This window comes from Limnobacter sp., assembly GCF_036846585.1.
Classification (GTDB): Bacteria; Pseudomonadota; Gammaproteobacteria; order Burkholderiales; family Burkholderiaceae_B; genus Limnobacter.
In genome coordinates, this window is sequence record NZ_DAIUBR010000032.1 from 20388 (window position 1) to 30435 (window position 10048).

The window sequence follows — 10048 nt, forward strand, 5'->3', positions numbered from 1 at the left end:
CCCGTTCCTTTTTACAGGGATAAAAAACGCAGAAGCAAATTACTTATTGCTTGCTTCGTTCTCCGTATCAATACTAAGAAACCAGATTCAATAGCGACATGAAATGCCTCAGATCCAACACATAAACCAGCCACGCACGGGTGCATTTCTGCACCTTTTCAAGCAGCGCTATGGTTTAACGGTGTCAAAAATGTGCGCACTGTTCGGAATCAGCACACAGGCAAAGTTCAATTCCATTGTTCGCCCTGTAGAAGGCAATTCCAAAGAGGAACTCCTGGACCCCACGGTGGCCCTCATTTTGAGGCTCTACGAGACACATGAATTCCTCGTACCATTGAACAATGAATTAAGCCTTGAAGACACCTACCGAATGTTCCAGCGTGTCTTTGGCAAGAACATGGTCAATGAAAGCTCCTTCGGCCAGTTGCTGGGTCGCAGCGCAGGTTCAGGCTACCGCTGGTTAAGTGGTTCGGGCAATGCCACACCGCAGGTTGGCATCGTATTGGAACGCATGCGCCACATGCTGGGCAGTGGCATGGAAGAACCTGAAGTGTGTTATTTATGGCTGGACATTGTTCACCAGGAGTACCGCGCACGTGGCTTGACACCACCGCTTGAGAACATTGATCCACAGCAGCAGCTGCTGCAAAAGTACCCGTTGAAGTACAAATATTTGGCATCGTGACAAAACAATGGACTACACCGAGGTAAAACTGATCGCAGTGTGGACGGGCAAGAAACCACCGCCAAGCCAATTGAAACTGTCAGACTACAAGCTGCCGGTGGATGGCCTCATGCCCAAAACCTACCTCAACGCTTTGTATGGCAACCGCAATGCCTACCTGGCGCTGGGTGAATTGCTTGCCGAAGCGCAGCGGCAGGAATATTTCTTTTCCACCGCCACGGTTACCGTGGGGCTTGAAACACCCAGAGTATCTGGCGTAGTTCACCTTGACGACATTGCCAACGAATCTGCCGCGCAGTTTGTCAATTTGTCCAGGGTATCAAAAGAGGTGGTGTCTGCCGTGGCCGATGTATACCGCAATTGCAGCACCCTGAAAACTCTGGCGAACGAGGACGAGATCGACTGGCGCAAGCCATTTCGCTTCATGCCCAATTGCCTGGAACACCTGCCCGCCGTGTTCGACCTGTTGAAATGTTCGGTGTTGGTGCATCCTGTTTCATTGACCACCACACAGAAAGGTAAACACCATTTCATCGCCAGTTTTGATCCACGCCGCGTCAAGATTCTGGACGTTCAACCCAACCGGCATGAAATTGGCCCACACCCAGACAGGGTGATTTTCTAGATCTGGTATTTCGGGCGTTTGTCGGCTGAGTCGCCGTTTGGTGCAAGGTGCTGGCGTGGCAAAATCGTGATAACGGGCCGAGTGGTTTGGGCGCTCAGCGAGAACATGGCTGGCAGCATGCCTTTTTCATCTGCATGCATGTAGATGACCGTCATCACGGTGGCACAAAAACTTACCACGAGAATAGCCAACACAATAAGTACAATTGCAAGCGACCGCATTACAAGACCCGGATTCTGCTGATGCTGTAGTTTCATGCGGTCTTTCTCCAAGGCATGGCATTTCACAGTACAACTTCTGTAAAAAATTACAAGCTTTGCGTTACACTTCACCCCCCCTTTCCCAACACGACGGACACCTGCCATGTGGTTTAAAAACCTGTTCATCTTTCACCTCACAAAGTGGGAAGAAACACCCGATTCACTGGAAGACAAGTTGGCCAAACAGGCCCTGCAAGCCTGTGGCGGCATGGATTTGCAAACCCGCGGCTGGGTTGCACCCAAGGCCGAGGGTGAACCGTTTGTACACAAAACCGGCAATCAATTGCTGATATCGCTGGGTCTGGAAAAAAAGCTGCTGCCCGCCACCGTGATCAACCAGTTCACCAAGGCACGCGCTGCAGAAATTGAGGAACGCGAGGGTTACAAGCCGGGCCGCAAGCAGATGAAGGAAATCAAGGAAGCGGTGACCGATGAACTGCTGCCCCGCGCATTTGCAATTCGCAGCCGAATTAATGCGTGGATCGACACCGACGGGAAATGGTTGGTAATTGACGCGGCCAGCCCGGCCAAGGCCGATGAACTGGTGGGCATGCTGATGAAGTGTGTCGAAGGGGTCAGCATGGCCCTTGTAAAAACCAAAATTTCACCCACCGTGGCCATGACCACTTGGCTGGCGGAAAATGACAACCCACCGCCTTTCACAGTAGACCAGGACTGCGAACTGAAAAGCCGTGGTGAACAGGCGGCCACTGTGCGCTATGTGAAGCACACGCCGGAGGCCGATGAAATTGCCAAACACATCAAGGGTGGAAAGGATGTGACCCGGCTGGCCATGACCTGGGCAGACAAGGTTTCATTCGTGCTGCACGAGAACCTACAAGTGAAGCGACTTGCCCCGCTGGACGTGATCAAGGAACAGGCCGCATTAAGCGCAGATGACGACGCATTTGATACAGATGTCGCCCTGATGACAGGCGAACTACGAAAATTGATACCAAACCTGATTGATGTACTGGGTGGCGAGTTAACCGGTACCGCCACAACGAAATAAAAACAATTATTAAATATTTAAATTGGGCTTATGGAAAGGCAGAAGAATCAGTATGATTCGGTATCCTTTGAACCAACTGGTAAAAACCAACCTTCAATGACCACTCGAGTTGACCCCAATAGCCCAATCCACTGGCCCGGCGCAATCACCTTGTTCGGAACCACTATTGCTGCATTGATTCTTGTGCCGGCCTACGCCTGGTTCAACGACTACAGCACAGCTGCCTGGGTATCTTTCGTGGTCTTGGCCATTCTGAATGGTATTGCCATTACCGCCGGTTACCACCGCCTGTGGGCACACCGCACATACGAAGCCCACTGGAGCGTGCGCGTGATGCTGATGTTCTTCGGCACCATGGCCGTGCAAAACAGTGTGCTGATTTGGGCTTCTGGCCACCGCACCCACCACCGCCATGTGGACGACACCGAGCACGACCCCTATTCTGCCAAGCGCGGCTTCTGGTTTTCACACATGGGCTGGATGATTCGCCAATACGAATCCGGCAAGGAAGACCTGAGCAATTCACCCGACCTGCTGAAAGACCCGTTGGTGATGTTCCAGCACAAGCATTACACTGCGCTGGCGCTGGGCATCAACTTCCTGTTCCCTGCCCTGATTGGTTTTCTGGTAGGCGACCTGTGGGGCGTCATGCTGCTGGGCGGTCTGTTGCGCCTTGTGTGGTGCCATCAAACCACGTTCTTCATCAATTCGCTGGCGCACATGTGGGGCCGCCGCCCTTACACCGATGAAAACACAGCGCGTGACAACGACATTCTGGCCATCTTCACCTACGGTGAGGGGTATCACAACTACCACCACCTGTTTCAGTACGACTACCGCAACGGCATCAAGTGGTATCACATCGACCCCACCAAGTGGCTGATCGCTGGTTTGTCATTCGTGGGCTTGACCAAAAACCTGAAGCGTTGCGACACCTTTGCCATTGAAAAGGCCCGCATTGCCATGCAATTCAAACGTGCTGAAGAAAAAATGCTGGCGCACCCTTCTGCCATGCAAGCGCATGTGGATGCAATGAAGGCCCGCCTGGCGCAGGAATATGAACACTTCAGCCAAGCCTTGCAAGAATGGGCCAAACTGAAAGAAGCCTGGTACCAAGACACCAAAACCGCCTTGAAGAACGGCGAAACCCTGGCGGCTTACAAAGCCAAGTTCAAAGCCATGGAAGTTGAAATGCGCCTGCAGCGCAAGCGCCTGCAAGCCTTGGTGAATCAGGTTCAAAAACCGGCGATGGCTATTTGATTTGACCCGATTGCAACGGCATGCACCCAAAGCCTGGCGAGAACATTGCGCCGGGCTTTGTTATTTTTGCGGTGGCAAATGGCCCTTGTCGAATTTCAAAACAAACCGCTGAATAGCCGGGCGCAACGGTAAAAAGCCGTTGTACGCCTTTTCCATCACCCACAGCATGCCGGGCACTTTGGCCAGCCAAGCCAACACGCGCCAACCCGGCAACTGCGCCCATACATGCACAAAAGCGGCAGCGCCACTCAGCAATTCACCTTGCGCTGTTCGCGTGTGAAAACGTGCCATGAGTTGTTCTTTGGATTGGCCCTGGGGAAGCAACGTTTCAGGTTTGGACACATCGACCCACTCAATGGGCTGGTCGGGTTTGGCATTTTGGTACACCGCAATTTCCTGGCGGCACAAGGGGCATGAGCCATCGAAATAAACCTGAGCGCATTGGGCTTGTGATTCTGCCTGTTGGTCTTCAGCTGCCATGACCGTCTACCCCTAGCCCAGTTTCACCGTGTACTTCACCCCGTCAAACTCGATCACATCGCCACCCACAATTTTCTTGCGCTTCTGGGTTTCAATTTGACCGTTGACCAGCACGTGGCCATCGGCGATCACGTTCTTGGCTTCACCGCCACTGGACAACCAACCCTGAAACTTCAGGATTTTGTACAGTTCAACGGGTTCTTTGTTGATGATGACTTCGTTCATGGCGAAATGCTCTCTGCAATTAATGCCAGAAGTGTATCAGCCTTCGAGTACCCACCTCGCGGCTTTCTCCGCAATCATCAGCGTGGGGCTGTTGGTGTTGCCACTGGTAATGGTGGGCATTACGCTGGCATCGGCAATTCGCAGGTGCTTCACGCCAATTACGCGCAAGCGCGAATCGACCACCGCAGCGGGGTCGTTGGCTGAACCCATCTTCGCCGTGCCCACCGGGTGAAAAATGGTGGTGGCAATGTCGCCGGCCAAACGCACCAATTCTTCGTCGGTTTGAAATTCAACCCCGGGTTTGAATTCCTCGGGCTTGTACTTCGCCAGTGCAGGCTGCTGCGCAATATTGCGCGTAACGCGCAATGAATCGGCTGCCACTTGCTGATCTTCCGCCGTGCTGAGGTAGTTCGGTGAAATGGCGGGCGCTTCATCAAAGCCAACGCTCTTGATGTGAACCGAACCCCGGCTACTGGGGTTGAGGTTGCACACACTGGCAGTAAAAGCATTGAAGTTGTGCAAGGGCTGGCCAAACGCCGGCAAGCTAAGCGGCTGCACATGGTACTGAATGTTGGGGTAGGGGCGATCGGCACTGCTTTTGGTGAAAGCGCCCAATTGCGAGGGCGCCATGCTCATGGGGCCGCTGCGCTTGAACACATATTCCATGCCGATTTGCGCCTTGCCCCACAGGTTGTTGGCCAGCGTGTTCAGCGTTTTAACGCCATGCACCTTGAACACGGCACGAATTTGAAGATGATCCTGAAGGTTGGCACCCACGCCGGGTTTGTCCAGCTTCACGTCGATGCCGTGCTGCTGCAAAAGACTGCCTTGCCCAATGCCTGAAAGCTCGAGAATTTGAGGCGTACCAATGGCGCCCGCACACAACACCGTTTCGCGCACGGCTTTCACCGCCACGTCTTCGCCTGCCCGCACCACCACAGCACCGTTGCACACCAATTCACCACTGGCGTTTTTTTCAATCAACAAATTTTTAACCTGGGCCTGGGTCCACACGGTCAGGTTGGGCCGTTTCAAAACCGGGCGCAGAAAGGCTTTGGATGTGTTCCACCGCCAGCCGCTGCGCTGGTTCACCTCGAAATAACCCACACCGAAATTATTGCCACGGTTGAAGTCGTCGCTGGCAGGTATTCCCGCCTGTTGTGCCGCCTGTGAAAACGCTTCCAGAATTTCCCAACGCAAGCGCTGCTTTTCCACACGCCATTCGCCATGGCCACTGTGGAAATTGCGCAGCTCGGTGTCTGCCAGTTCGGCATCGGGGTTGTCGTAGCGCCAGTTGCTTTCATGGGCCAGAAAGTCTTTCAGGCAATGTTCCCAGTTCCAGGCTTCATCGCCCGTTTGTGCGGCCCACGCGTCGTAATCGCGCGCCTGCCCGCGCATGTAGATCATGCCGTTGATGCTGGAGCAACCACCCAAGGTTTTCCCGCGGGGGTAAATCAGGGAACGGCCGTTCAGGCCCGCATCGGGTTCTGTGCGGAAACGCCAATCGGTGCGGGGGTTGTCAATGCAATACAGGTAGCCCACCGGAATGTGGATCCAGTGGTAGTTGTCTTTCCCGCCCGCCTCAAGCAGAAGCACTGAATTATTGGGGTTGGCGCTCAGCCTGTTGGCCATCAAAGCCCCTGCGGTACCCGCCCCCACCACGATGTAATCGAAAGTTCGCATATTTATCCCGAATTGATTACATGATAGTAACCATCATCGAAATTGTATGGGGCCAAAGGCGGCAGCAATCGAATTGGGGTTTTCCAGAGTTTTGTTAAAAAGTCAAAGATGAAATGACCAATCGCCAATGCTTGTGACGAATCGGGACATGTCAGAATTCAATACAAATACTTTACAATCGAATGTTTAGCCAACAATTACAAAGCTCGAGGTTCCAAAATGACAGAACGCACCACCGTGCATGGCTTGAAAGTGGCCACGCCCCTGTACAACTTCATCAACAATGACGTGCTGCCCGGCACCGGCATTGACCAAGCTGGCTTCTGGAAAGGCTTCGATGCAATCGTTAGCACACTGGCTCCAAAAAACGCCGCATTGCTGGCCGAGCGTGATCGCATTCAGCTGGAAATGGACGCATGGCACAAAGCCAACCCAGGCCCCATCGCCGACATGGCCGCCTATCAGGAATTCCTGAAAAAAACCGGCTACCTGGTGGAACAACCCGCCAAAGTACAAGCCACCACAACCAACGTGGACGGTGAACTGGCCACACAGGCTGGTCCCCAGCTGGTGGTTCCCATCTTGAATGCACGCTATGCCTTGAACGCCGCCAACGCACGTTGGGGCAGCCTGTACGACGCGCTGTATGGCACCGATGTAATTTCCGAGGAAGGCGGTGCAGAACGCGCAGGCGGCTACAACCCGGTGCGTGGCGCCAAGGTAATTGAATTCGCACGCAACTTTCTGGATCAATCCTTCCCGCTGGAAGGTGCTTCACACAAAGACGCAACTGGCTACGCAGTGGCTGGTGGCAAATTGCAGGTTGCCCTGAAGAATGGCAGCACAGCCGGCCTGAAAAACGCCGCGCAACTGGTGGGTTACCAGGGCGATGCAGCAGCCCCCTCTTCTGTGCTGTTGGTGAACAACGGCATTCACGCCGACATTATTATCAACCGCTCGACACCCATTGGTTCAAGCGACGCAGCCGGTGTGGCTGACGTGGTGCTGGAAGCAGCGCTGTCGACCATTCTGGACCTGGAAGATTCTGTTGCAGCAGTGGATGCTGAAGACAAAATTGTGGCCTACAAAAACTGGCTGGGCATTTTGAAAGGCACCCTGACAGAAAGCGTGAGCAAAGGCGGCAAAACATTCACACGCGGCCTGAACGCTGACCGTGTTTACACCGGCGTGAATGGCGAAACTGTGACCATGCATGGCCGCAGCATGTTGTTCCTGCGCAATGTGGGCCACTTGATGACCAACCCCGCCATTTTGTGGGGCGACAACAAAGAAATTCCTGAAGGCATTCTGGATGCGGTAGTGACCACCACCATTGCACTGCACGACCTGAAAGGCAACGGCGTGAACGGCATTCGCAACAGCCGCAAAGGTTCTGTGTACATTGTGAAGCCCAAGATGCACGGCCCCACAGAAGTGGCATTTGCTGCCGAATTGTTCAGCCATGTGGAAAAGCTGCTGGGCCTGCCCGACAGCACCGTAAAGCTGGGCATTATGGACGAAGAGCGCCGCACATCGGTCAACCTGAAGGCCTGTATTGCTGCGGCAGCCAGCCGCGTGGCGTTTATCAACACCGGCTTTTTGGACCGCACTGGCGACGAAATGCACACCGCCATGCACGCAGGCCCCATGATTCGCAAAGCTGACATGAAAAGCAGCGCCTGGATTCAAGCCTACGAGCGCAACAACGTGTTGGTTGGCCTAAGCTGTGGCCTGAAAGGCCGTGCACAAATTGGCAAAGGCATGTGGGCCATGCCCGACCTGATGAAAGCCATGCTTGAACAAAAAATTGGCCACCCCAAAGCCGGTGCCAACACAGCCTGGGTACCCAGCCCAACCGCTGCCACCTTGCACGCCATGCACTACCACCAGGTGAGCGTGGCTGCTGTTCAAGCCGAGCTGGAAAAAATTGACGCGGACGCAGAACGCCCCGGCATTTTGGCCAACCTGTTGCAAGTGCCAGTGGCCACCAACACGAATTGGAGCGAGGCAGAAAAGCAGCAGGAACTGGACAACAACGCCCAAGGTATTCTGGGTTATGTGGCTCGCTGGGTTGACCAGGGTGTGGGTTGCTCGAAGGTGCCCGACATCAACAACGTGGGCCTGATGGAAGACCGCGCAACACTGCGTATTTCCAGCCAGCACATTGCCAACTGGATTCACCACGGCATTGTGAGTGAAGCCCAAGCAATGGAAACCATGAAGCGCATGGCAGCCGTGGTTGACCAGCAAAATGCTGGCGACCCCGCCTACAAGCCGATGGCTGGCAACTTTGAAACATCAGCCGCATTCAAGGCTGCATGTGACTTGGTGTTCAAGGGCATGGAACAACCTGCCGGTTACACCGAGCCACTGCTGCATGCATGGCGCTTGAAGGTGAAAGCTGCTTAAGTTGATTTAGCGGTTGAAAGTAAAAAAAGCCAGGTGCTGAAAAGTGCCTGGCTTTTTTATTTAAACCCCACCCATTGTGAGTAGTGTTTTGACAGCGGAACACCTTGCAACTACATTGCTTTTCCAGACAAAAAAAGGAGAAGTTACATGCAAGAACTTGTTGCTCAAGCTGGCAGGGGTATTGCCCATCGCGCTGACAAGGTATTTGAAATTATGGAGGGCAAGCCATACAAGTGGGGAGGCAAAAACACGAGCGGATTTGATTGTTCAGGATTTGTGGCGTATGTGTTTGAACATCTTTTCCCTGAACGATCAGCGGCCTTCAAAACGAATGTCGCTGGCTTCATGGCCTCTCCGCATTTTGAGCAGGTAGACACACCGCAAGCTGGCGACTTGATCATATTTCCAGAGCAAGTGACGGGGCCTTACAAAGGGGTCAATCACATTGGTATTGTTCAAAACGAGCATGGCTGGGTCGGTTCGCAAAGTTCTACTGGAGTCAGCTTTGTGCTGTTCTCAAAACCGGGGTATTGGTCCAAGCGACCAAAATACTTTCTTCGCTACAAGTACTCGTCTACTCAAGCAATCGCGAGTTACCTGCAAAGCATTGGTCGCTAAGGAAATGGACATGAATAAATTCGCTATCGCAGCGACCACGCTGATGCTGAGCCTCGCACCGATTCACGCTTCAGAAAATTCAGCTGTTGATTTGCTAAAGGCGTGGACACTGCTGGAAGTTCGCTGCCCGATTGGATGTTTTGAAACCACGGCCAATCAATTCAAACCGCAGACCGGCAAGAGTATCAATTTGAAAGCAACGCAAAACAAAACATCGCCAGTGGGCGCTTGTGCAAAAGGGCAGTTGCACTTTGTGCTTGAAGAACTGCCGTTGAAAGACGTGCTGACTCGAATGAATGCCGCCCTGCCCCAAGAGGCTGTAGATAACCAAGGAAAGCCCTTGCAGTTTTCATTGGAGAACACAGGCCTCGGATTTTCTGCCTATGGAGAGCAGCTGACCGTGGTTAAAACCGGCGTACTTGAATGTAGAGACCCTGCCTGGAAAGGCAAGTGGGAGCAGAGAAAGTTTGTGGTGTCGATTGATGCGCACCGAATGGTGACGCTGGAGGAAGATGGTGCGTTGGGGGTTTATTACTCATTACCCAAGCAATAAGGCTTGAATCAATTGTTGTTATCATGGGCAAAACGGTATCAGAAGATCTCCATTAATGCCCATCCAAGAATGGACAGAATGGCAAAAGCAACTCCCGATTTTTTAAAAAAATCAGCGATTTTTTTATAGTTGGTTTCATTGTTTCGCTGGTCGTAGTGATCTACGACAACCGTGAGTAAAACGAGAAGTGGCTCGGTTGATTTGAACAGTTTGACCCCGCTCGATAAGTAAATTGGGG

Annotated in this window: 11 protein-coding genes and 1 pseudogene; 7 read left to right on the plus strand and 5 right to left on the minus strand. The window is 53.1% G+C overall.

Going from position 1 to position 10048, the window contains the following annotated elements:
• The first annotated feature begins 103 nt into the window (after nt 1-103).
• Both V7028_RS12790 and V7028_RS12795 read left to right on the plus strand, forming a co-directional pair.
• Entirely contained in the window at nt 104-685 is a 582-nt protein-coding gene (locus tag V7028_RS12790) for a hypothetical protein (protein WP_334120468.1), read from the plus strand.
• 7 nt (nt 686-692) lie between these two features.
• Nucleotides 693-1310, plus strand: coding sequence for a hypothetical protein (locus V7028_RS12795; protein WP_334120469.1), 618 nt, complete (start codon nt 693-695; stop codon nt 1308-1310).
• Here V7028_RS12795 and V7028_RS12800 read toward each other — a convergent pair.
• On the minus strand, nt 1307-1567 hold the full coding sequence (locus tag V7028_RS12800) for a hypothetical protein (protein WP_334120470.1): 261 nt from the start codon (nt 1565-1567) through the stop codon (nt 1307-1309). The two genes, V7028_RS12795 and V7028_RS12800, sit on opposite strands and share 4 nt — an antisense overlap.
• Before the next feature lie 106 nt (nt 1568-1673).
• Between V7028_RS12800 and V7028_RS12805 the strand changes: the two genes are divergently transcribed.
• Entirely contained in the window at nt 1674-2582 is a 909-nt protein-coding gene (locus V7028_RS12805) for a recombination-associated protein RdgC (RefSeq protein ID WP_334120471.1), read from the plus strand.
• 96 nt (nt 2583-2678) lie between these two features.
• Entirely contained in the window at nt 2679-3842 is a 1164-nt protein-coding gene (locus V7028_RS12810) for a fatty acid desaturase (RefSeq protein WP_334120472.1), read from the plus strand.
• Nucleotides 3843-3902: 60 nt separating this feature from the next.
• On the opposite strand, the gene V7028_RS12815 is transcribed toward V7028_RS12810, so the two are convergent.
• From V7028_RS12815 to V7028_RS12825, 3 genes are read right to left on the minus strand one after another with little or no spacing between them, the layout of a single operon-like run.
• The gene (locus tag V7028_RS12815; RefSeq protein ID WP_334120473.1) at nt 3903-4322 is read right to left on the minus strand and encodes a thiol-disulfide oxidoreductase DCC family protein; all 420 of its coding nucleotides are present in this window, start codon (nt 4320-4322) and stop codon (nt 3903-3905) included.
• A gap of 12 nt (nt 4323-4334) precedes the next feature.
• The gene (locus tag V7028_RS12820) at nt 4335-4547 is read right to left on the minus strand and encodes an RNA-binding S4 domain-containing protein (protein WP_040513673.1); all 213 of its coding nucleotides are present in this window, start codon (nt 4545-4547) and stop codon (nt 4335-4337) included.
• A 36-nt stretch (nt 4548-4583) separates the two neighbouring features.
• On the minus strand, nt 4584-6230 hold the full coding sequence (locus V7028_RS12825; RefSeq protein WP_334120474.1) for a GMC family oxidoreductase: 1647 nt from the start codon (nt 6228-6230) through the stop codon (nt 4584-4586).
• 219 nt (nt 6231-6449) lie between these two features.
• On the opposite strand from V7028_RS12825, the gene V7028_RS12830 reads away from it, so the two are divergent.
• The 3 genes from V7028_RS12830 (at nt 6450) to V7028_RS12840 (ending at nt 9810) form a co-directional block, all read left to right on the plus strand.
• Nucleotides 6450-8639 carry a malate synthase G gene (locus tag V7028_RS12830; RefSeq protein ID WP_334120475.1) on the plus strand — a complete coding sequence of 730 codons (2190 nt, stop codon included), beginning with the start codon at nt 6450-6452 and terminating at the stop codon, nt 8637-8639.
• A 147-nt stretch (nt 8640-8786) separates the two neighbouring features.
• Nucleotides 8787-9257 carry an NlpC/P60 family protein gene (locus V7028_RS12835; RefSeq protein ID WP_334120476.1) on the plus strand — a complete coding sequence of 157 codons (471 nt, stop codon included), beginning with the start codon at nt 8787-8789 and terminating at the stop codon, nt 9255-9257.
• 10 nt (nt 9258-9267) lie between these two features.
• On the plus strand, nt 9268-9810 hold the full coding sequence (locus V7028_RS12840; protein WP_334120477.1) for a hypothetical protein: 543 nt from the start codon (nt 9268-9270) through the stop codon (nt 9808-9810).
• Nucleotides 9811-9848: 38 nt separating this feature from the next.
• On the opposite strand, the pseudogene V7028_RS12845 reads toward V7028_RS12840, so the two are convergent.
• A pseudogene (locus tag V7028_RS12845) lies at nt 9849-10048 on the minus strand (hypothetical protein); the annotation flags it as partial.

Excerpts from the sequence above, each read along its gene's own strand:
- V7028_RS12790 (WP_334120468.1), top strand. The coding sequence starts at position 104 with ATGCCTCAGATCCAACACATAAACCAGCCACGCACGGGTGCATTTCTG.
- V7028_RS12795 (WP_334120469.1), top strand. The coding sequence starts at position 693 with ATGGACTACACCGAGGTAAAACTGATCGCAGTGTGGACGGGCAAGAAA.
- V7028_RS12800 (WP_334120470.1), bottom strand. The coding sequence starts at position 1,567 with ATGAAACTACAGCATCAGCAGAATCCGGGTCTTGTAATGCGGTCGCTT.
- V7028_RS12805 (WP_334120471.1), top strand. The coding sequence starts at position 1,674 with ATGTGGTTTAAAAACCTGTTCATCTTTCACCTCACAAAGTGGGAAGAA.
- V7028_RS12810 (WP_334120472.1), top strand. The coding sequence starts at position 2,679 with ATGACCACTCGAGTTGACCCCAATAGCCCAATCCACTGGCCCGGCGCA.
- V7028_RS12815 (WP_334120473.1), bottom strand. The coding sequence starts at position 4,322 with ATGGCAGCTGAAGACCAACAGGCAGAATCACAAGCCCAATGCGCTCAG.
- V7028_RS12820 (WP_040513673.1), bottom strand. The coding sequence starts at position 4,547 with ATGAACGAAGTCATCATCAACAAAGAACCCGTTGAACTGTACAAAATC.
- V7028_RS12825 (WP_334120474.1), bottom strand. The coding sequence starts at position 6,230 with ATGCGAACTTTCGATTACATCGTGGTGGGGGCGGGTACCGCAGGGGCT.
- V7028_RS12830 (WP_334120475.1), top strand. The coding sequence starts at position 6,450 with ATGACAGAACGCACCACCGTGCATGGCTTGAAAGTGGCCACGCCCCTG.
- V7028_RS12835 (WP_334120476.1), top strand. The coding sequence starts at position 8,787 with ATGCAAGAACTTGTTGCTCAAGCTGGCAGGGGTATTGCCCATCGCGCT.
- V7028_RS12840 (WP_334120477.1), top strand. The coding sequence starts at position 9,268 with ATGAATAAATTCGCTATCGCAGCGACCACGCTGATGCTGAGCCTCGCA.